At 70.8% G+C, this 19,942-nt stretch carries 19 protein-coding genes; 18 read left to right on the forward strand and 1 reads right to left on the reverse strand.

Features of this window, described 5'->3' with window-relative positions:
• The first annotated feature begins 117 nt into the window (after nucleotides 1-117).
• The 18 genes from KAK03_RS13480 (at nucleotide 118) to KAK03_RS13565 (ending at nucleotide 18,708) form a co-directional block, all read left to right on the forward strand.
• Nucleotides 118-825 (forward strand): succinate dehydrogenase iron-sulfur subunit, encoded by a 708-nt coding sequence (locus KAK03_RS13480; protein ID WP_210854482.1) that lies wholly within the window; start codon nucleotides 118-120, stop codon nucleotides 823-825.
• Nucleotides 826-863: 38 nt separating this feature from the next.
• Nucleotides 864-1,133, forward strand: coding sequence for an FAD assembly factor SdhE (locus KAK03_RS13485; protein WP_210854483.1), 270 nt, complete (start codon nucleotides 864-866; stop codon nucleotides 1,131-1,133).
• 28 nt (nucleotides 1,134-1,161) lie between these two features.
• A complete protein-coding gene (locus tag KAK03_RS13490; RefSeq protein WP_210854484.1) occupies nucleotides 1,162-2,472 on the forward strand; it encodes a citrate synthase in 1,311 nt (436 codons plus the stop codon).
• Nucleotides 2,473-2,679: 207 nt separating this feature from the next.
• Nucleotides 2,680-3,621 carry a hypothetical protein gene (locus KAK03_RS13495; RefSeq protein ID WP_210854485.1) on the forward strand — a complete coding sequence of 314 codons (942 nt, stop codon included), beginning with the start codon at nucleotides 2,680-2,682 and terminating at the stop codon, nucleotides 3,619-3,621.
• Nucleotides 3,618-4,250 carry a PilN domain-containing protein gene (locus tag KAK03_RS13500; RefSeq protein ID WP_210854486.1) on the forward strand — a complete coding sequence of 211 codons (633 nt, stop codon included), beginning with the start codon at nucleotides 3,618-3,620 and terminating at the stop codon, nucleotides 4,248-4,250. The genes KAK03_RS13495 and KAK03_RS13500 overlap by 4 nt, the downstream gene beginning before the upstream one ends.
• Complete coding sequence (locus KAK03_RS13505) at nucleotides 4,247-4,975, forward strand: type II secretion system protein M (protein ID WP_210854487.1); 729 nt, start codon at nucleotides 4,247-4,249, stop codon at nucleotides 4,973-4,975. Before KAK03_RS13500 ends, KAK03_RS13505 begins: the two co-directional genes overlap by 4 nt.
• A 1-nt stretch (nucleotide 4,976) precedes the next feature.
• A complete protein-coding gene (locus tag KAK03_RS13510) occupies nucleotides 4,977-6,179 on the forward strand; it encodes a hypothetical protein (protein ID WP_210854488.1) in 1,203 nt (400 codons plus the stop codon).
• Entirely contained in the window at nucleotides 6,176-7,768 is a 1,593-nt protein-coding gene (gene mshL, locus KAK03_RS13515) for a pilus (MSHA type) biogenesis protein MshL (protein ID WP_210854489.1), read from the forward strand. Before KAK03_RS13510 ends, mshL begins: the two co-directional genes overlap by 4 nt.
• 16 nt (nucleotides 7,769-7,784) lie before the next feature.
• The gene (locus tag KAK03_RS13520) at nucleotides 7,785-9,497 is read left to right on the forward strand and encodes a GspE/PulE family protein (RefSeq protein ID WP_210854490.1); all 1,713 of its coding nucleotides are present in this window, start codon (nucleotides 7,785-7,787) and stop codon (nucleotides 9,495-9,497) included.
• A gap of 1 nt (nucleotide 9,498) precedes the next feature.
• Nucleotides 9,499-10,731, forward strand: a complete 1,233-nt coding sequence (locus tag KAK03_RS13525; protein ID WP_210854491.1) for a type II secretion system F family protein — start codon at nucleotides 9,499-9,501, stop codon at nucleotides 10,729-10,731.
• Nucleotides 10,728-11,231, forward strand: a complete 504-nt coding sequence (locus tag KAK03_RS13530; RefSeq protein WP_210854492.1) for a type II secretion system protein — start codon at nucleotides 10,728-10,730, stop codon at nucleotides 11,229-11,231. The genes KAK03_RS13525 and KAK03_RS13530 overlap by 4 nt, the downstream gene beginning before the upstream one ends.
• Nucleotides 11,232-11,260: 29 nt before the next feature.
• Nucleotides 11,261-11,668: a type II secretion system protein gene (locus KAK03_RS25415; protein WP_310738595.1), complete on the forward strand. Its 408-nt coding sequence runs from the start codon at nucleotides 11,261-11,263 to the stop codon at nucleotides 11,666-11,668.
• Between the two features lie 33 nt (nucleotides 11,669-11,701).
• Nucleotides 11,702-12,100 (forward strand): type II secretion system protein, encoded by a 399-nt coding sequence (locus KAK03_RS25420; RefSeq protein ID WP_210854493.1) that lies wholly within the window; start codon nucleotides 11,702-11,704, stop codon nucleotides 12,098-12,100.
• 166 nt (nucleotides 12,101-12,266) lie between these two features.
• Entirely contained in the window at nucleotides 12,267-16,442 is a 4,176-nt protein-coding gene (locus KAK03_RS13545) for an NIDO-like domain-containing protein (protein ID WP_210854494.1), read from the forward strand.
• Entirely contained in the window at nucleotides 16,442-16,906 is a 465-nt protein-coding gene (locus KAK03_RS13550) for a GspH/FimT family pseudopilin (RefSeq protein ID WP_210854495.1), read from the forward strand. The genes KAK03_RS13545 and KAK03_RS13550 overlap by 1 nt, the downstream gene beginning before the upstream one ends.
• Nucleotides 16,890-17,348, forward strand: coding sequence for a type IV pilus modification PilV family protein (locus tag KAK03_RS13555; RefSeq protein ID WP_210854496.1), 459 nt, complete (start codon nucleotides 16,890-16,892; stop codon nucleotides 17,346-17,348). Before KAK03_RS13550 ends, KAK03_RS13555 begins: the two co-directional genes overlap by 17 nt.
• Entirely contained in the window at nucleotides 17,345-18,232 is an 888-nt protein-coding gene (locus tag KAK03_RS13560; RefSeq protein ID WP_210854497.1) for a type II secretion system protein, read from the forward strand. Before KAK03_RS13555 ends, KAK03_RS13560 begins: the two co-directional genes overlap by 4 nt.
• Nucleotides 18,229-18,708 carry an MSHA biogenesis protein MshP gene (locus KAK03_RS13565; RefSeq protein WP_210854498.1) on the forward strand — a complete coding sequence of 160 codons (480 nt, stop codon included), beginning with the start codon at nucleotides 18,229-18,231 and terminating at the stop codon, nucleotides 18,706-18,708. The genes KAK03_RS13560 and KAK03_RS13565 overlap by 4 nt, the downstream gene beginning before the upstream one ends.
• Here KAK03_RS13565 and KAK03_RS13570 read toward each other — a convergent pair.
• Nucleotides 18,701-19,918, reverse strand: coding sequence for an SUMF1/EgtB/PvdO family nonheme iron enzyme (locus tag KAK03_RS13570; RefSeq protein ID WP_210854499.1), 1,218 nt, complete (start codon nucleotides 19,916-19,918; stop codon nucleotides 18,701-18,703). The genes KAK03_RS13565 and KAK03_RS13570 overlap by 8 nt on opposite strands.
• Nucleotides 19,919-19,942 lie beyond the last annotated feature (24 nt).

Below are 19,942 nucleotides of genomic sequence, written 5' to 3' on the forward strand. Positions count from 1 at the left end.
GCCGGTGCATCGCCACTTCCTTTCCAACGAGCGTCCGGCCGAGCGCCGGGCCGCTCCCAAGCCGGCCGGCATCCCCTTGGGGGATCGGTCGGCGTACCCGACGAACGAGGGGTAAACATGTCTGACAAGCGCACGTTCCAGATCTACCGCTACGACCCCGACAAGGACGCCAAGCCCTACATGCAGACCATCGAGATCGAGCTCGATGGCAATGAGCGCATGCTGCTGGACGCCCTGGTCAAGCTCAAGGCCGTCGACCCGACGCTGAGCTTCCGCCGCTCCTGCCGCGAAGGCGTGTGCGGCTCGGACGCGATGAACATCAACGGCAAGAACGGCCTGGCCTGCCTGACCAACATGCGCACGCTGCCCCAGACCGTGGTGCTGCGTCCGCTGCCGGGCCTGCCGGTCATCCGCGACCTGATCGTGGACATGACCCAGTTCTTCAAGCAGTACCACTCGATCAAGCCCTACCTGGTCAACGACACGCTGCCGCCCGAGAAGGAGCGCCTGCAGTCGCCCGAGCAGCGCGAGGAGCTGGATGGCCTGTACGAGTGCATCCTGTGCGCCAGCTGCTCCACCAGCTGCCCCAGCTTCTGGTGGAACCCGGACAAGTTCGTCGGCCCGGCCGGCTTGCTGCAGGCCTACCGCTTCATCGCCGACAGCCGCGACCAGGACACCAGCGCCCGTCTCGACAACCTGGAAGATCCGTACCGCCTGTTCCGTTGCCACACGATCATGAACTGCGTGGACGTCTGCCCCAAGGGCCTGAACCCCACCAAGGCGATTGGCAAGATCAAGGAGCTGATGGTCCGCCGCGCCGTCTGACGACGACGCGCCACGGTCAACTTCGAGCAAGCCTGGGCATGGACACTGCACCGCTGACAGCCACCGACATCAGCCGCCTCAAGTGGCGTTGCCGGCGTGGGCTGCTCGAGAACGACCTGTTCGTGGAGCGCTTCTTCCGTCGCTACGAGAGCACGCTCTCGGTGCGACAGGTGGAAGGCCTGCAGAAACTGATGGACCTGGCCGATAACGACCTGCTCGATCTCCTGCTGGCCCGCAAGGAGCCCGAAGGCGATCTCGACCAACCCGAGGTGCGGGACGTCCTGGCGCAGTTGCGCCAGCCCGGTTGAAGCACGATTTGTTTGAAAGGACCCGACGATGACCCCGTCCGACGTGAAAGCCACCCTGTCGTTCTCCGACGGCAGCCCCAGCATGGACCTGCCGATCTACAAGGGCACGATCGGGCCCGACGTGATCGACATCCGCAAGCTCTACGGCCAGACCGGCAAGTTCACCTATGACCCGGGCTTCCTGAGCACCGCGTCGTGCAACTCGACCATCACCTACATCGATGGCGACAAGGGCGAGCTGCTGTACCGCGGCTACCCGATCGAACAGCTGGCCGTGCAGTGCGACTTCCTCGACACCTGCCACCTGCTGCTGTACGGAGACCTGCCGAACGTCGAGCAGCGCACCACCTTCCGCAAGCGCGTGACCAACCACACGATGGTCAACGAGCAGATGCAGTTCTTCCTGCGTGGCTTCCGCCGGGATGCGCACCCGATGGCGGTGATGACCGGTCTGGTGGGCGCGCTGTCGGCCTTCTACCACGACAGCACCGACATCAATAACCCCGAGCACCGCGAGATCGCGGCGATCCGCCTGATCGCCAAGATGCCCACGCTGGTGGCCATGGCCTACAAGTACAGCGTGGGCCAGCCCTACATGTACCCGCGCAACGAGCTGTCGTACGCCGGCAACTTCATGCGCATGATGTTCGCCACGCCCTGCGAGGACTACACGGTCAGCCCGGTCATCGAGCGCGCGCTGGACCGCATCTTCATCCTGCACGCCGACCACGAGCAGAACGCATCGACCTCCACGGTCCGCCTGTGCGGCTCGTCGGGCACCAACCCGTTCGCGGCCATCGCTGCGGGCGTGGCTTGCCTGTGGGGCCCGGCCCACGGTGGCGCCAACGAGGCCTGCCTGAACATGCTGGAAGAGATCCAGGCCATGGGCGGCGTGGCCAAGGTCGGTGAGTTCATGAACCAGGTGAAGGACAAGAACTCGGGCGTGCGCCTGATGGGCTTCGGTCACCGCGTCTACAAGAACTACGACCCGCGCGCCAAGCTGATGCAGGAAACCTGCAAGGAAGTGCTGGTCGAGCTGGGCCTGGAGAACGACCCGCTGTTCAAGCTGGCCATGGCCCTGGAGAAGATCGCGCTGGAAGACGACTACTTCGTCGCCCGCAAGCTCTACCCGAACGTCGACTTCTACTCGGGCATCGTGCAGCGCGCGATCGGCATCCCGGTGTCGCTGTTCACCGCGATCTTCGCGCTGGCCCGCACCGTGGGCTGGATCGCCCAGCTCAACGAGATGATCGCCGACCCCGAGTACAAGATCGGCCGTCCGCGTCAGCTGTTCGTCGGCGCCGCCAAGCGCGACGTCAAGCCGCTGGCCGAGCGTTGATCCCACCCCGGGCGCGCTGTCGCCCGGTGACTGCAGGCCGCCCTCGGGGCGGCCTTTTTCATGGCGCGCTGCCGCTGCGGGGCGGCTCAAGCGTGCGTTGCATCACACAGATGGGCTCGGTAAGGCCTTGATTCCGGTCGCTTTTCGGCCGACAAGGCGGCGCCCGGGCGCTTGAAGATGGGGGTATCTCAGTAGTGGGGATACCCTGTGCCGACCACGCCTGCCGTCCGCGACACCGACCACTGGGTCGGTCTGGCGCTGACCGACGCCGAATACGCCCTGGCCGAAGTGCGCCAGCCGGCGGGTGCGCGTCCGTGCGTGGTGCGTGTGGCCAGCGGCCCCCGGCCGCAGGGCTGGCGGCCTTGGCAGGCGCTGCGTCGTCGCCACGAGCTGGGCGCCATTCCCGTGGTGCTGGTGCTGCCGATGGCGGGCTACCGTCTGCTGGGCGCCGACGCGCCCGAGCTGCCCCGCGCCGACTGGCCCGATGCGCTGCGCTGGCGCATCAAGGACGCGGTCGACTTCCCGGTGGAGGATGCCGCGATCGATGTGCTGGCCGTGCCACCCGCCGACCCGGCGGCCCCGGTGCGCAGCGCCTGGGTTGTGGCGGCGCCGGCCACCACCCTGCAGCCGCTCGCCGAGGACTGCCAGACGGCCCGGCTGCCGCTGGAGGCGATCGACATCGTCGAGACCGCGCTGCGCAATCTGTGCGCGCTGAGCGACGACCATGAGCGTGCCCGCGCCCTGCTGTGGGCCGGTCCGCAGCAGGCGGTGCTGGTGGTCACGCTGCGTGGCGAGCTGTTGCTGGCGCGGCGCATCGACGTCGCCGGCGACCTGCTGGTGCATGAGGACGCCGGCCTGCGCCAACAGGCCACCGACCGCATGGCACTGGAACTGCAGCGCACGCTGGACCTGTGCGAGCGCCAGTTCAGCCACGCCAACGTCGCGGGTCTGGCGGTGTTGCCCGGCGCTGCCGCCCAGGCCCTGTGCGACGAGCTGGGTCAGGTGCTGTATGTGCCGGTCAGCCTGATGCCGGTGCAGGAGCTGGTCGATGTCAGCGACGCACCCGAGCTGGCCGACCCGGCTCGCCTGGGAACCCACCTGGTGGCCCTGGGTGCCGCGTTGCGCCAGGCGGTGCAGGCCCCGACATGAGCCGCCAGCAGATCAACCTCTACCGCGGAGCATTCCGCCCGCAGCGCCAGGGCGTCGGCCTGGACCGTGCGCTGTGGATCTGGGCCGCCACCGCCGTGCTGCTGCTGGGCCTGGGCAGCTGGCTGGCCTGGACCCAGCGGGGCCTGCCCACCAGCCAGGACGACGCGCTGCGCAGCACCCAGGCGGCGCAGATCCAGGCGCTGAAATCCGAGCTGGAACAGCGCCGCCGCGGGGTGGACGCCGAACTGTCGCGGGTGCGGGCCATCGAGCAGGCGATTGCCAAGGTCCAGGCCAGCCTGCGCGGGCCGGCCGAGTCGGCCTCGGCACCGGCCTACTCCGCCTACTTCGAGGCCCTGGCCAACCAGGCCCATGGGGCGCTGTGGATCACCGGTTTCAGCGTCTCGCCCGATGGCCAATCGCTGGAACTGCGCGGCCGGGCGCTGGACGCCGCGGCCGTGCCGGACTACCTCGCCCGCCTGAATGCCGAGCCGGTGTTCCGCGGTCGCCAGTTCGCGCAGCTGAACGTCACCACCGTGGGCAGCGACGGCGCGGTCGAGGCGGGCGCCGTGCTGACCGAGTTCGTCGTGCGCAGTGGCCCGCCGGGCACCGAAACCAAGGAGGCCCGATGATGTCGCGCACCGATGCCCTGCGTCAGGCCCTGGCGGACGTCCAGGACCGCTGGCCCGAACTGGCCCGCCGTTTCGATGCGCGCAGTCCGCGCGAACGCTGGGCGCTGATCGCCTGCGGTGTGGCCCTGCTGTGGGCGCTGGCCGACACCCTGTTCCTGGGTCGCCAGCTGCAGCAATGGCAGCGTCAGAGCGCCGAGCAGCGCAGCCTGGCCGTGCAGCGCCAGGCGGCGGATGCCGAGGCCCAGGCGCTGGCCCGCGAGATCCGCCAGCTGGCCGAGACCCAGCAGCAACAGATCGATGCGGCGCGCCAGCGTGCCGCGGCCGTCCAGCAAAGCCTGCTGGGCGGGCCGAATGGCCTGGTGAGTGCGCAGCAGATGCTGCCGCTGCTGCAGCAATTGCTGCGCCAGCAGGCCTGTGGCGCCGGCTCGGCCTGCGCCGGCCGCCTGCGGGTGCGCAGCGTGAAGTCGCTGTCAGCGGCCGCGCTGGCGGCGTCGCCGGCGGCCTCCGGCGCGGGCGGCGACTTGCCCGGTCTGTGGAAGCAGGGCGTGGAGATCGTGCTGGAGGGCAGCTTCGTGGATCTGGCGAGCTATGTGCAGGGCCTGGAGCAGCTGCCGCAGCGCCTGCTGCCCGGCGGCATGAGCTTCGTGGTCGAACGCCATCCGCGCGCTGCGCTGACCCTGCGCCTGTACACGCTGAGCCTGGACAAGAACTGGATGGAGATCTGACATGACCGGTCGATCCTGCGTCCCCCGCGCTGGCACCCTGGTGGTGGTCCTGGGCCTGGTCCCGGGCCTGACCTGCGCCGGCATGACCGATCCGACCCGGCCGCTGACGGGCCTGCCGGGCAGCGAGCCCGCCGCGGCCCCCTCCGGCGCAGCCCGCGCCGCTGCGCCGGCGGCTGCCCCGGCGGTGGTGCCGACCGAGCCGCAGCTGCAATCGCTGCAGATGCCGCGCGATGGCGTGGCCAGCGCCCTGGTCGACGGCCAGCTGCTGCACGCCGGCCAGCGCTGGAATGGTTTCGAGATCGTCTCGATCGACGCCCAGGGCGTGCTCGCCAAGGGCCCTGGCGGGCCGCAGCGCTGGACCCTGGTCGGCGTGCAGTACCTCGATCCCAAGGCCCGTGCGCGCCGCGCCGTGCCGCTGCCCTCGGCCCCCGTGGCCGGTGAGGCCGCCAGCGCCGCCGGCGCCATGAACCAGGCGCCGATCAGCCGCGCCACGCCGTCGCTGAGCACCGCCCAGTGGCAGTACACCCCCGTGCCGGCGCCGACCCCGGCGCCGGCCCCCTCGCTGCCGCCGGTCACGCGCCTGAGCTGGGCCGACCTGGTGGCGCCTGGGCCGTCGGCCCCGCCCCCGGCACCGCTGCGCCCGGCCGCACCGCCGCGCGCCGAACCGGTGCTGCGTCTGCCCAGTCAGGCGCCGCGGATGCAGGTGGCCGCCGGCCCGTCCCAGGCGCCGAAGCCCCCGGTGGTAGCGCCGTCCCGCGCCGCCGCCAGCTGGCGCGGTCTGCCCTTTGCGTGGCCGACCCTGGCCCGCGTGGAGCCGCGCCCCGCCGTGCGGGCGCGCGGACCGCTGCGGGGCCCGCTGCCGCCCAGCGTGGTGCTCGCCCGGCCCTCGACGGGTGCGGGCGATCCCTCGCACTGGACCCGCCACTCGGCGGCGACCGATGCCGCATCGACCTGGTGGACGCCACCGGTGTCCCTGCGGCCGGCCCCGGTCACCGTCGCCGCCGCGCCGGCCCCGGCCCTGCGCCGCGCGCCGGTGCGCCCGCTGCGGCCCCAGCCGGCACGGGCCTGGGCCCAGGCGCTGCCGCGTCCGGCCTCGGCGCCTGCCACGACCCACGCGCTGCGCGCACCGCTCGCGCCCCCCGCGCTTCGCTTGACCGGGCCGCACCTGGTGGGCGTGGTCGCCCTGAACAAGGAGACGCCATGAACGTCAGACCCCTGCTGCTGGCCGTCGGCCTGGCCTGGACCACGCTGGCCTCGGCCGCACCGCTGCCGGCGCCCCTGTCCGCCGCCGCGGCCGAGACCGGTGACGGCCCACGTTTCGACGTGGCGATGAACAACGCCCCCGCCTCGGCCGTGTTTGCCCAGCTGGCCGTGGGCAGCCGCTACAACATGCTGGTCTCGCCCGAGGTCACCGGCACCGTGTCGCTGTCGCTCAAGGACACCACGCTGATGGAGGCGCTGGCGGCACTGCGCGACCTCTACGGCTACGACTTCAAGGTCCAGGGCAACCGCATCACGGTCTATTCGAACACCGTGCAGACGCGGCTGTTCCGCATCAACTACCTGCCCGGCCGCCGCCAGGGCGCCTCGGACATCCGGGTGTCGTCCAGCTCGATCACCCAGGCCGGCACCGGCGGCAGCGCTGCCGCAGCGGCCGGCGCCGGTGGCAGCACCACCAGCGGCGGCACCGTGGGGGGGCGCGCCGAGGATTCGGCCCATGTGCGGACCACCTCCGACGCCGATTTCTGGCGCGAGGTGCAGAGCTCGCTCAATGCCCTGGTCGGCACCGCCGCCGATCGCCGCGTGGTGCTCAATCCGGCGGCGGGCGTGGTCGTGGTGCGCGCCTCGCCGGCCGAGCTGCGCCAGGTCGAGCAGTACCTGGGCGCGGTGCAGATCAACATCGAGCGCCAGGTGATGATCGAGGCCAAGATCGTCGATGTCGTGCTGGGCCAGGAGTCGCAGCAGGGCATCAACTGGAGCAGCTTCGGCAAGTTCCTCGGCAAGGGCAAGCTCAGCGTGGGCATGCTGCAGCCGGGCGCCACGATCGGCAACACCGGCGACCTGGTCGACGGCAGCGGCAACCTGGCCACGCCGGGCAGCGCGCTGATGGCCAATGCGTTGGGCGGCGGCATGTACGGCATCGCCTTCCAGGCCGGCACCTTCGCGGCCATGCTGAACTTCCTGCAGACCCAGGGCGACGTGCAGGTGCTGTCCAGCCCGCGCATCGCCACGCTGAACAACCAGAAGGCGGTGCTCAAAGTGGGCACCGACGAGCTCTACGTCACCGGCGTGGCCAGCACCAGCACCAGCACCGCCACCAGCTCCAGCAGCACGCCGACGGTGACGCTGCAGCCCTTCTTCTCGGGCATCGCGCTGGACGTGACGCCGCAGATCGACGAGCGCGGCAACGTGATGCTGCATGTGCATCCCAGCATCAGCGTGGTCAGCGAGCGGCAGAAGAACGTCGACCTGGGCTCGCTGGGCAGCTACAAGCTGCCGCTGGCGACCAGCGCGGTCAACGAGACCGACTCGATCGTGCGCGTGGCCGACGGCCAGATCGTCGCCATCGGCGGCCTGATGACGCAGAGCCAGACGCTGGACAAGTCGGGCCTGCCAGTGCTGGGCGACATGCCCCTGGTCGGCAAGCTGTTCAGCCAGAAGAACGCGGTGAGCCGCAAGCGCGAGCTGGTGATCCTGATGAAACCCACGGTGATCCAGGACGGCCGCTGGCCCGAATCGGCCGAGGACGCCCGCGCCCGCCAGGTCATCCAGCTCGAGGCCCCGGCCCGCTGAGCCAACGAGCAACACGATGGCCCGCCCCGAACGCGTCCGCCTGGGTGACCTCCTGATCAAGGAGGGCCTGCTCGCGCCCGAGCAGCTCGAGCGTGCGCTGGAAGAGCAGCGCCGCACCGGCCGCAAGCTGGGCCGCACCTTCGTCGACAACGGCTGGGTCACCGAGGAGCAGGTGGCGCGCCTGATCGCCCGCCAGCTGGGCATGCCCTTCGTCGAGCTGCAGCCGCAGTCGCTGCGGCCCGAGCTGATCAAGCTGCTGCCCGAGGTGCAGGCCCGCCGCCTGCGCGCGGTGGTGCTGGCCGAGGAGGGCGGCTCGCTGCGCGTGGGCATGGCCGACCCGACCGACATCGGCGCCTACGATGAGCTGGGCCGGCTGCTGCGCCGCCCGATCGAGATCTCGGTGGTCACCGAGGGTGCCTTCCTGGCGGCGATCGAGCGCAGCTACCAGCGCAGCGACGAGATCGCCGGCCTGGCGCGCGAGCTGACCAGCGAACTCGGCGCCGCCGACACCCGCCTGGCCGACGTGCTGGGCCTGGGCAACCTGGGCGCCGAGGACGCGCCGGTGGTGCGCCTGCTGACCAGCGTCTTCGAGGAGGCGCTGCGCGTGCGCGCCTCCGACATCCACATCGAGCCGCAGGAGCGGCAACTGCGCATCCGCTTCCGCATCGACGGCCTGCTGCGCGTGCAGACCGAGACCGACGCCAAGATCGCCGGCGCGGTGGCCCTGCGCCTGAAGCTGATGAGCGGCCTGGACATCTCCGAGAAGCGTCTGCCGCAGGACGGCCGCTTCGCCGTCAAGCTGGCCGGCGGCACGGTGGACGTGCGCATCTCGACACTGCCCACCCAGCATGGCGAATCGGTGGTCATGCGCCTGCTGAACCAGAACGCCGGCCTGCTGGAGCTGGACCGCCTGCACATGCCCGAGCGCGTGCTGGCCGCGCTGCGCCGTGCGATCGCCCGGCCCAGCGGCATGGTGCTGGTCACCGGGCCCACCGGCTCGGGCAAGACCACCACGCTGTACGCCGCGCTCAACCAGCTCAACAGCACCGACCGCAAGATCCTCACCGCCGAAGACCCGGTGGAGTACCGCCTGCCGGGCCTGAACCAGGTGCAGGTGCAGGAGAAGATCGACCTCAGCTTCGAGCGCGTGCTGCGCGCCGCGCTGCGCCAGGACCCGGACGTGGTGCTGATCGGCGAGATGCGCGACCAGGAGACCGCCGAGATCGGCATGCGCGCCGCCATCACCGGCCACCTGGTGCTGTCCACGCTGCACACCAACGACGCGCTGTCCACGCCGGTGCGCCTGCTGGACATGGGCGTGCCGCGCTACATGGTGGCGTTGTCGCTGCAGATGGTGCTGGCGCAACGCCTGGTGCGGGTGATCTGCCCGGCCTGCAAGGCGCCGGCCGAACCCTCGCCGGCCGAGCGCCAGTTCCTGGAAACTGAGCTGGGCGACCGCGCCGCCGACACGCCCTTCTGGCGCGGCCGCGGCTGCGCGCTGTGCAACCACACCGGCTACAGCGGCCGCACCGGCATCTACGAGTTCGTCGAGATGAGCCAGGACCTGGTCGAGGCGCTGAACCACGGTGAGGCCCAGGCCTTCACGCAGGCCGCGCGGCGCCAGATGGCCGGCCACACGCTGCGCCGCGATGCGGTGCGCCTGGCCATCGAGGGCCGCAGCACGCTGGAAGAGGCGATGCGCGCGACCAACCAGGTGGACGAAGGCTGAGATGGCCGAATTCGCCTACACCGGCCACGGCCCCAGCGGTGCGGTCTCCGGCACGCTGGAGGCGCCCACCGCGGGTGCGGTGGCGGAGCTGCTGCAGGCACGCGGCATCACGCCGCTGCGCATCCAGGCCGGCACCGTGCCGGCCGGGCCGACGCCCTCGCTCACGCTGCGCCTGCCCGCCTGGCGCGCGCCGCGTGTGGCCACGGTGGACCTGTTGCTGTTCTCGCGCCAGCTCAACACCCTGCTGCGTGCCGGCGTGCCCATCCTGCGTGCGCTGGGGGGCTTGATCGAATCGGCCGCCAACCCGGCGATGCGGTCCACCCTGGCCGCGGTGCGCCAGACGCTGGAATCGGGCCGTGAGTTGTCGCAGGCCCTGGCCGCGCACCCGGCGGTCTTCGATGCCTTCTACATCGCCATGGTGCGGGTGGGCGAGGCCACCGGTCGGCTGGACGAAGTCTTCCTGCGCCTGTTCAAGCACCTGGAGTTCGAGCAGTTCATGCGCCAGCAGGTGCGCTCGGCGCTGCGCTACCCCAGCTTCGTGGTGGCGGCGATGGTGGTGGCGGTGGCGGTGATCAACCTCTTCGTCATCCCGGCCTTCGACCAGGTGTTCCGCAACTTCGGCGCCGAGCTGCCGTGGATGACCCGCGTGCTGATGGCGACATCGGCCTTCACCGTGCAGTTCGGCTGGCTGCTGGCGCTGGGTGCGGTGGCCGGCTTCGTGGCCTTCCGGCGCTGGGCCGGCACGGCCGCCGGACGGCTGACCTGGGACCGCCTGAAGCTGCGGCTGCCGGTGGCCGGCAAGATCGTCCACAAGGCCACGCTGTCGCGCTTCGCGCGCAGCTTCGCGCTGTCGCTGCGCTCGGGCGTGCCGGTGGCGCAGGCGCTGGCGGTGGTGTCACAGACCGTGGACAACCGCTGGATCGGCCAGCGGGTCGAAGGCATCCGCGACAGCGTCGAGCGCGGCGAGACCATCCTGCGCGCTGCGGCACTGGCCGGCATCTTCACGCCGGTGGTGCTGCAGATGATCGCGGTGGGTGAGGAGACCGGTGCGGTCGACGAGCTGATGGACGAGGTGGCCGATCTGTATGCGCGCGACGTCGAGTACGAACTGAAGACCCTGTCGCAGCAGATCGAGCCGATCCTGATCGTCTTCCTGGGCATCCTGGTGCTGATCCTGGCGCTGGGTGTCTTCCTGCCGGTCTGGGACCTGGGCCGCGCGGCCTTCAAGAAATGAAGTCGCTGCGCCGCATCCACCGCGCGCCAGGCTTCAGCCTGCTGGAGCTGGCCGTGGTCATCGTGATCACCGCCTCGCTGCTGGCCGTGGCGCTGCCGCGCTACCGCGATGCCCAGCGCTACGCCCGCACCGCCACCCTCGACAACATGGCGCTGCTGATGATCCAGGCGGTCGACCAGTTCCACTGGCAGTGTCTGGCGGCGCAGACCCGCGATCTGCGCGAGGACTGCCATGAAGTGCGCGTCGGCCTGTGGCTGGTGCGCGGTGAGCTGGGCTACCCGCAGGCCGGGCTGGACGGCATCGGCCGCCTGGTCGGTCTGGTGCCTGGCGAGCCTGCTGCTGATCAATTCCGTGTCGAAACCACCCGGCAGCATGGACAGGCCGGGCTCAAGGTCTCGCTGCGACATGCCGACAACGGGACGTGCGAGCTGGTCTACCTCGCCCCCGCCGGCGTGGGGCAGCGGCCGGAAATCACCGTCCTGCAGTCCACCTGTTCCTGACCCACCCCCTCGCCTCGAAGGAGCTTCCGATGAGATCCACCACCAAAGGCTTCACGCTGATCGAGCTGATCGTCGTGATCGTCATCCTGGGCATCCTGGCCGCCACGGCGCTGCCCAAGTTCATGGACCTGCGTGGCGATGCCTACGCCTCGGCCGCGCAAGGCGTGGCCGGCGCTGGTGCCGCCGCGATGAACCTGAACTACAGCGGCTGCATGCTGACCAACAACACCGTGACCGCCAACAAGTGCGTCAAGGTGGACCAGTGCAGCGACGTGGCCAGCCTGCTGCAGGCCGGCCTGCCCAGCGGCTACAGCGTGGCGGCGTCGGGCACCGACCTGGGCACCACCAACGGCGCCACGGGCGACTGCAATGTGTTCTACACCGGCTACCAGGCCGGAGCGCTGGCGAGCTTCAAGGGCGTCGCCGCCGGCAACTGAGTTCCACCGCCCTGCCTGCGCAAGGAGCATGCGATGAAATCCCACCTGCAACGCGGCTTCACGCTGATCGAGCTGATCGTCGTGATCGTCATCCTGGGTATCCTGGCGGCCGCCGCCCTGCCCAAGTTCATGGACCTGCGTGACGACGCCTACGGCGGCTCTGCCGCGGGCGTGGCCGGTGCGGCCGCCGCGGCCATGAACAACAACTATGCCGGCTGCATGCTGACCAACAACACGGTCACAGCAGGCAAGTGCGCCAAGGTCGACGAGTGTTCCGATGTCTCCGGCCTGCTGCAGGGCGGTCTGCCCTCGGGCTACAGCGTGGCCGCCTCGGGGTCCGAGCCGGGCACCACCAACGGCACCACGGCGAACTGCACGGTGACGGTCAGCAACAGCAGCGCCAGCTTCAAGGGCATCGCCGCCGGCAACTGATCCGCCCTTCAGGGGGCAGACGCGAGGCGGTGGCCGGGTCGATCCCGGCGTCCTGGGCCCCTGGCCAGGCTGAGCCGGTCCTGCGTGTCGCGCGGGGCCGGTTCAGCCTGGCCTTTGGGCGTCTTATCGGCGCTTCGGCGGCGGTGGCGCTTCGCAGAATCGACGCATGTCGAAGATCGTGCGACTGCTGCTGCATGGGCTGCTGGCCTGCCTGCTCCTGGCGGGCGCAAAGGTCAGCGCAGCCACGTTCACCGCCAGCAGCGTGACCTACAGCTGGGACACGGTGTCCACCAGCGCCGGCGTCATCGGCGACGACGTGTCTTCCGGGGCGATCAGCCTGCCCTTCAGTGTCACGGTGGGCGGGGTGACGGTGTCGACCGTCTACATCTCGTCCAACGGTCTGGTGGCCTTCAGCGGCGCCAACACCGCTTACAACAATACCGCGCTGCCCACCGGCACCGCGCCGCTGCTGCTGCCCTACTGGGACGACCTGCGCACCGACGTCAGTGGCGCCTCGGTGGTGTACGGCACGCTCGGTTCGGCGCCCAACCGCCGTTTCGTGATCAGCTGGAACAGCGTCGCGCTGTTCAGCAACACCGCGGTCCGGCTGAGTTTCCAGGCCGTGCTGTACGAGTACGGCGACGTCGAGTTCCGCTACCAGAGCATGGGCGATACCGGCTCCAGCGCGACGATCGGCCTGCAGCTCAGCGGCAGCGACTACACCCAGTGGAGCCTGAACACGCCGGCCAAGGCGTCCTCGTCCACCGCGATCCGCTTCAGCGCGGCCGAGGGGACATCGCCGGGCGGCGTCAGCGGCCATGTCTGGTGGGGGCGCGCCGGCTCGATCGGCCTGGCCGATGGCGCGGGTATCAGCACCTGGACCAACCACGCCAGCTACAGCCGCAACCTCACGGGCAGCACGACGGCGCCGGTGTTTCGCAACACCAACGCGCGCAACATCAACTTCAACCCGACGGTGGAGTTCACCAGCACCACCGCCACCGCGGCCGGGGCGCAGTACTTCACCGGGCCCAGTTTCCTGGGCACATCCACCTGGACGCGCGCGCACTACGTGGCCGTGGGCTACCCGGTGTCGAGCACCCAGAACAACTGGCTGTTCTACGAGGACACCGTCACGCCGTCGGGCTACGTCGATGGCCGTCTGTCGGTGCATTTCCCGTGGAACCCGCACATCTACTGGGATGCGGGCAACTGCTGCACCACCAACCGGGAGTTCTACACGCCACCGAATCTGGTGAACGGGCCATCGATCTACCTGTTCTCGGTGGACACCACGACCACCGGTGCGCCCGGTGCCGGCAAGCAGGGCATCCGGCAGAACGGTGCCGCGGCCGTCGTCGCGGGCGACGGCACCGCCAACGCCCAGATCAGTTTCACTGGCAACAATGGCAACTTCCGCGTGGGGTGGCCGGGCTGGGACGGCAACTTCCAGGGCTACCTGGCCGAGGGCATGATGTTCCTTGGCAACACGATGACGCCGGCGCTGGCGGTGCAGCTGGAAAGCTACCTGGCGGTGAAGTACGGCATCACCCTGGGCAGCAATGGCGCCAGTGCCAACGCCTACGTCCACAGTGGCGGCAGCACGATCTGGGCGGCGGGCACCGGCCTGCACTACAACGTGGTGGGTGTCGGGCGTGACGATCTGTCCAAGCTGGACCAGCGGATCTCGCGCTCGGTCAACAGCGGCGACCAGATCACCATCACCACCTCGGCCACGGTGCCGTCCACCGCCTCGACGATCGCCCCGACCACCGGTACCGCCTTCTCGGCCGACCGCTCCTTCGTGCTGGCGGGCGACAACAACGGCACGGTGGAAAGCACGGTGTCGATCAGCAGCGGCACGCTGGCCGGTCGCGCGCGCAGCGGCCGCCTGTGGCGCGTGCAGACCACCGGCACCGTGCCGACGCAGCTGACGGTGTGCATCCCCGACACGCTGATCCCCGCCAGCTTCCTGACCGGCACGCTGAGCGATCTGCAGCTCAATGCCGCCAGCGACGCCAACCTCAGCACCAACGTGGCTTCGGTGGTGATGGCGGCGGCCAACTGCCCGGGCACGGGGGTGGGCGTCAGCACCTCGGTGTCCGGCCGCGCGGCCACCTTGTCGGCCGCGCAGCTCAGTGCGCTGGGCGGCACCGGCTACTTCAGCGTCACCCGCCGGCAGCTTGACCACATCGAGGTGACCACCGACGCCACCAGCAGCGTCACCTGCCAGCCCACGACCTACACGATCCGCGCCTGTGCCGACGCGGCCTGCAGCGGCTACTACGTCGGCGGTCTCAGCGGCAACCTGGCGATCACCGGCACCGGGGTCACCGTGACCTACCCCAGCGGCGCGGCCTGGAGCATTGCCGCCGGCTCGTCGACCACCACCATCCAGGCCCAGGTGACCTCCACCACCACCGCCACGGTCGGCCTGACCGGCCTGTCGGTCACGCCGGGCAACGCCAAGCCGGTGTTCTGCGGGCTGGGTGTGGCTGCCTCGTCCACCAACAGCTGCAGCTTCACGCCGGCCAGCAGCGGCTTCCTGTTCGACGTGCCGTCGCACCGCTCGGGCGAGAGCCAGACGGTGTCGATCACCGCGGTCAAGAACACCGGCGGCAGCTGCGGCGCGGCGTTCAGCGGCACCAAGAGCGTGACGCTCAAGTGCAGCTACCTCAACCCCACGACCGGCACCCTGCCGGCGCTGGTCAACGGCACGGCCACCAACGCCGCCGGCAACGCCAGCGCCGCCTGCGATGCCGCCGGCAAGGCCTTCAGCCTGAGCTTCAACACCAGCGGCGTGGCCAGCATCAGCGTGCAGTACCGCGATGCCGGCCAGGTGGCGCTGAGCGCCAGCTACACCGGCAGCGGTGCCGACGCCGGGCTGAATCTCACTGGCAGCGACAGCTTCGTCGCCGCCCCGTATGGCTACACCTTCAGCGGCCTGCCATCGACGGTGAAGGCAGGTGATCCGTTTGCGTTGACGGTCACCGCCGTCAACAGCCTGGGCAGCGCCACGCCCAACTACGGTCTGGAGACCACGCCCTTGAAGCCCGCGCTCAGCTTCTACCGCGCCAAACCCGGTGGCAGTGGCGCGGTGGATGGCAGCTTCACCGTGGGCAGCGCCGGCAGTGTCAGTGCCGCCAGCGTCACCTTCAGCGGCAATGCCTGGAGCGAGGTGGGGCGGCTCGAGGCCACGGCCCGCCTGGCCAGCGGCAACTACCTGGGCAGCGGCATCTCGGTGGCCGGCACCACCGGCGCCTGGACCTACTGCGCCCATGAGCGCAGCACCTGCACGCTGCCCAGCGGCATCGTCGCCACCGTGCGCTACATCTCGCGCGGCAAGATGCTGCACCTGCATGGCATCAGCGGCAGCCTGAGTTGTGACAACACCACCTTCGGACAGGACCCCGACTATGGCTTCGAGAAGGACTGCTACTACGCCGTGCAGTCCGGCAGCCAGACCACCGACCCGGGCAGCATTGCGGTCATTCCCCACCACCTGGACCTGCAGACCAGCGCCGCCTGCGGCAGCTTCAGCTATGCCGGCCAGCCCTTCGGGGTCACGGTGACCGCGCGCAACGCGGTCAACGGGGTCACCCTCAACTACGACGGCAGCGCGGCCACCAGCCCCAACCAGGCGCAGGCGATCAGCTTTGTCGACGCCAGCGGCAACAGCACCGGCAGCCTGGCGGGCAGCCTGGCGGCCAGCGCCTTCACCGCCGGGGTGGGCAGCGGGACCGCGCCGGTCTTCAGCTTCACCAGCAAGCTCACGCCCGAGCAGACGATCACGGTGCGCGGCGTCGATGCCAACGCCGTCAGCTCGCAGGGCTACACCGAGGGCTCGATGATGCTGCGCAGTGGCCGCCTGGTGGTGTCGAATGCCTTCGGCACCGACAAGTCCAGCCTGCAGCTGCCGCTGCAGGTGCAGGCCTGGAGCGGCATGAGCTGGGTGCTCAACAGCGACGACAGCTGCACCAGCATCCCCACCAGCGCGGTGGTGCGTCCGCGTGTCGTCAACCACAACGGCAGCGCGGCCAGCTGGACCAGCGCGGTCAGCGCGGTCAGCCTGAGCGCCGGGCAGGGCGCGATCACGCTGGCGCCGCCCAGCCCGTCAGGCACCGGCACCGTCGACGTGGCGGTCCACCTGGGCAGCGGCACGGCGGCCGATCAGAGTTGCCTGGCCAGCCACAGCAGCGCCGCCGGCGCCGGCCTGCCCTGGTTGCGCTCGCGCAATGGCTCGTGTGCCGCCACCTGGGACCGCGACCCGTCGGCGCGCGCCACCTTCGGCGTGTACGCGCCCGAGTCGCGCAAGCTGATGCAGATCCGGGAGCTGTTCTGATGCGCCGCGCTCGGGGGTTCACGCTGGTGGAGCTGATCGTCGTGCTGGTGCTGGTCGGCGTGCTGGCGGCGGTGGCCGTGCCCAGCTTCCAGGGCCTGACCGGCGCGCGCACCGAGGCCTACCGCGACAGCCTGGTGGCCGGATTGCGGCTGGCCCAGTCGACCGCGATCAGCCACCGCCGGCTGGTCTGCGTGGACCTGAGCGGCGGGACCATGACGGTTCGCATTGCGGTGGCCAAGTCGGACACCAGCTGCAGCGCGACGATCGGCGCGCCTGATGGCTCCAGCAACTGGGCCGTGCCGCCCGCCGGCGTGACGCTGTCGGCCTCGCCGTCGACCACGCTGTACATCCAGGCCTGGGGCGGCGTGTCGGCCACCGCCGGCGGTGCCAGCACCACCTTCACGCTGACGCCCTCCGGGTCGTCGGCCATCACCATGCGGGGCGTCAATGGTGTCGTCGAGTAAGCGCCAGCGCGGCCTGACGCTGGTCGAGCTGGTCATCGCGATCGTCGTGCTCGGGCTGGGCGTGGCCGGGCTGATGCTGGCCTTCTCCACCGTGGGCCGCGGCTCGGCCGATCCGCTGGTGCAGCGCCAGATGGAGGTGATCGCGGTGGAGATGCTCGAGGAGATCGCCCTCAAGCCCTATGCCGCGACGGCCAACACCGCCCCGGCGGCCTGCGCCCGCAACACCTACAACGATGTGGCCGACTACAACGGCTATGCCAGCAATGGCGCGATCTGCAGCATCGATGGCACGCCGATCACCGCGCTCAGCGGCTACTCGGTCGCCGTCAGCGTGCTGCCCACCACGCTCGCCGGGGCGACCGCGCTGAAGATCACGGTCACGGTCAGCCGCTCGGGCCAGTCGCTGAGCCTGGTGGGCTGGCGCACGGATTACGCCTCATGAGCCGCTCCCGAGAGACCCGCGCACGCGGCTTCACGCTGGTGGAGCTGGTGCTGGTGATCGCCATCGGCGGCGTGCTGGCGGCGGCGCTGGTGATCTTCCTGCGACCTGCGGTGGACAACTACGTGGCCAGCCGCCAGCGCGGCGAGCTGCTGCACCGCGCCGACGGCGCGCTGACGACGATCGTGCGCGACGTGCGCCGGGCGTTGCCCAACTCGATCCGCATGGTCGGCAACCAGTGCTTCGAGCTGGTGCCCACCAAGGCGGGCGGCCGCTACCGTGCCGGGCCCGACACCGTCAACGACTCGGCGCCGGGCTGCACGCCGGGCGCCAGTTGCGCGGCCTGGGTGGATACCAGCGCCGCCACCACGGTGTTCGATGTACTGGGCTGGGGCTCGTCGGTGGCCGCGGTCGGTGATTACGTGGTGATCAACAACCAGAATGGCAACGATGTCTACGACGGCCTGAACCGGTCGCTGATCACGGGCCTCAGCACGCCGTCGGCCAGCCAGGGCAAGCAGCGCATCACGATGGCGGCGCAGCAGGTGTCGCCGGGCTACGACGGCGGCCGCTTCTTCATCGTGCCGGCCAGCCGGCAGGCGGTGTTCTTCAGCTGCACCGGCGCCGACGGCACCCTCGACGCCGCGGGCGACGGCAAGGGCACGCTGCTGCTCAACGAGGCCTATGGATTCAACGCGGCGTACCCCAGCAGTTGCCCGAGCAGCGGGACGGTGCTGGCGTCCAAGGTGAAGAGCTGCAACTTTGTCTACGACCCCAACCAGGGCGCCACCCAGCAGAGCGGCTTTGTCTGGATGGAGATCGAGATCGCCCGCGCCGGCGAGACCGCCCACCTGAGCATGGGCGCCCACGTGTCGAACATCCCATGAGCACGAACGCCCGAACATGCCGTGACCGCCGCAGTCGCCGTCGCCCGCGCGGCTTCGGCGCGATCGCCGCGCTCGTGGTGCTGGTGCTGATGGCGGCGCTGGCGGCGGCGGTGGTGCGCATCGGCGTGTCCCAGCAGGGCAGCCTGGCGCAGGGCCTGTCGGCCAGCCGGGCGACGGCCGCCGCAGCCGCCGGCCTGGAGTGGGGCGCCTGGCAGGTGCTCAAGGGCAGCTGGGGCAGCTGCAACGCCGCCAGCCAGACGCTGGACCTGAGCGCCGACACCGGCCTGTGGGTCACCGTGGCCTGCCAGGCCACCGCCTACAACGAGGGCGAGAGCGCGCCCGGCACCGCGCGCACGGTGACCAGCTACACCTTGACCGCCACGGCCTGCAATTCCTCGGCCGGCTGCCCCGACAACGCCCGGGTGGTGGAGCTGGGCTATGTCGAGCGGTCCACGCAGTCGGTGATCGTCAACTGAGGGCGCTGCGGAATCCGCAGAAGCCGCTGCCGTCCTGCGGCGCCGCCGGTAGGCGCCGCCAGGGCCGGTGCAGCCGGGGCGGTTCGGCGAAGCTGGCACCGCACAGCAGCGCGTCGCCCGCGCGTCCCGCGCGCGCATGGGCGCTGCTGGCGGCCCAGTCGGCCACCGGCTGGTCGCCGGGCAGCGTATCGGCCGTCCATTCGAGCACCTGTCCCCAGGACAGCAGGCCGGCGCGCGCCGCCGCCTCCCATTCGTCGGCGGTTGGCAGGCGGCGTCCCGCCCAGCGGCACCAGGCCTGGGCCTCATGGCGGCTCAGGTGCATCGCCGGCGTGGCCGGATCCAACGGCAGCCAGCGGCCGAAGCGGGCCAGGCGCCATCCGCCATCGTCCTCGTCGCGGCCCAGGTGGCGCGGGCGGCCGGCACTGTGGCGCTGTCGCCAGGCCCAGCCCTCCGGGCTCCACCACTGCGGGTCGTCATAGCCGCCGGCCTCGATGAAGGGCAGGTAGCGGGCCCAGCTGACCGGCTGGGGGTCGATCGTGCAGGCCGGCAGCGTCAGCTCGCGCGCGGCGAACTCGTCCGGGGCCAGCCAGGCGCCGTCGGGGGCGCCCAGCCGGTGGGTGCCGGCGGGCAGGGTGCGCGGTGTGTCGTCGCTGCGCAGGGTGGGCATCTCGGGCAGCGCGCTGTCGGGCCAGGCTCCCAGCGCCTGGGCCAGGCCCAGCCAGGTGGCGCGTTCATGGTCCTCGTGCCACAGCAGCAGGCGCCAGGACGCCAGCGCCGCAGAGGGTGCCCCGCGGGACTCGGTGGCCAGCAGTGCCAGGCTGCGCTGGCGGCACTGCTGCGACACCGCCAGCGCGCGTGCCAGCGTGGGCACCTCGGCATGCCAGCGGCCGGCGTGGCTGACCCGGCGCGGGTCCAGCGCGGCATCTTCGCGGGCCGTGGCCGCACGGCCGCGCGGCGCGCCGGCGCTGGCGGCCAGGCCCTGGCGGCGCTGCGGGTTGCGCCCCACCCACCAGTCCTCCAGCCAGGCCCCGTGCGCGATCTGCCAGCGGGGCGGTGTCAGCTCGGGCAGGTAGCGCAGGTCCATCGCCTCGCCCAGCAGGGCACGCAGCGGTGCGACCAGCGGCAGCCAGTGGCCGCGGGCCTCGGTCAGCGCAGCCGCCAGCGCGCGGCCATCGCCGGTGGCGGTCAGCAGGGGGTCGTCCAGGCTCATCGGGCGCGGATTATCGGCGCCCCG

Origin of the sequence: Ideonella alba, assembly GCF_018069845.1 — a bacterium.
GTDB lineage: Bacteria > Pseudomonadota > Gammaproteobacteria > Burkholderiales > Burkholderiaceae_C > Ideonella > Ideonella alba.

Coding starts and splice junctions, on each gene's coding strand:
- KAK03_RS13480 (WP_210854482.1), top strand. CDS start 118: ATGTCTGACAAGCGCACGTTCCAGATCTACCGCTACGACCCCGACAAG.
- KAK03_RS13485 (WP_210854483.1), top strand. CDS start 864: ATGGACACTGCACCGCTGACAGCCACCGACATCAGCCGCCTCAAGTGG.
- KAK03_RS13490 (WP_210854484.1), top strand. CDS start 1,162: ATGACCCCGTCCGACGTGAAAGCCACCCTGTCGTTCTCCGACGGCAGC.
- KAK03_RS13500 (WP_210854486.1), top strand. CDS start 3,618: ATGAGCCGCCAGCAGATCAACCTCTACCGCGGAGCATTCCGCCCGCAG.
- KAK03_RS13505 (WP_210854487.1), top strand. CDS start 4,247: ATGATGTCGCGCACCGATGCCCTGCGTCAGGCCCTGGCGGACGTCCAG.
- KAK03_RS13510 (WP_210854488.1), top strand. CDS start 4,977: ATGACCGGTCGATCCTGCGTCCCCCGCGCTGGCACCCTGGTGGTGGTC.
- mshL (WP_210854489.1), top strand. CDS start 6,176: ATGAACGTCAGACCCCTGCTGCTGGCCGTCGGCCTGGCCTGGACCACG.
- KAK03_RS13520 (WP_210854490.1), top strand. CDS start 7,785: ATGGCCCGCCCCGAACGCGTCCGCCTGGGTGACCTCCTGATCAAGGAG.
- KAK03_RS13525 (WP_210854491.1), top strand. CDS start 9,499: ATGGCCGAATTCGCCTACACCGGCCACGGCCCCAGCGGTGCGGTCTCC.
- KAK03_RS13530 (WP_210854492.1), top strand. CDS start 10,728: ATGAAGTCGCTGCGCCGCATCCACCGCGCGCCAGGCTTCAGCCTGCTG.
- KAK03_RS25415 (WP_310738595.1), top strand. CDS start 11,261: ATGAGATCCACCACCAAAGGCTTCACGCTGATCGAGCTGATCGTCGTG.
- KAK03_RS25420 (WP_210854493.1), top strand. CDS start 11,702: ATGAAATCCCACCTGCAACGCGGCTTCACGCTGATCGAGCTGATCGTC.
- KAK03_RS13545 (WP_210854494.1), top strand. CDS start 12,267: ATGTCGAAGATCGTGCGACTGCTGCTGCATGGGCTGCTGGCCTGCCTG.
- KAK03_RS13550 (WP_210854495.1), top strand. CDS start 16,442: ATGCGCCGCGCTCGGGGGTTCACGCTGGTGGAGCTGATCGTCGTGCTG.
- KAK03_RS13555 (WP_210854496.1), top strand. CDS start 16,890: ATGGTGTCGTCGAGTAAGCGCCAGCGCGGCCTGACGCTGGTCGAGCTG.
- KAK03_RS13560 (WP_210854497.1), top strand. CDS start 17,345: ATGAGCCGCTCCCGAGAGACCCGCGCACGCGGCTTCACGCTGGTGGAG.
- KAK03_RS13565 (WP_210854498.1), top strand. CDS start 18,229: ATGAGCACGAACGCCCGAACATGCCGTGACCGCCGCAGTCGCCGTCGC.
- KAK03_RS13570 (WP_210854499.1), bottom strand. CDS start 19,918: ATGAGCCTGGACGACCCCCTGCTGACCGCCACCGGCGATGGCCGCGCG.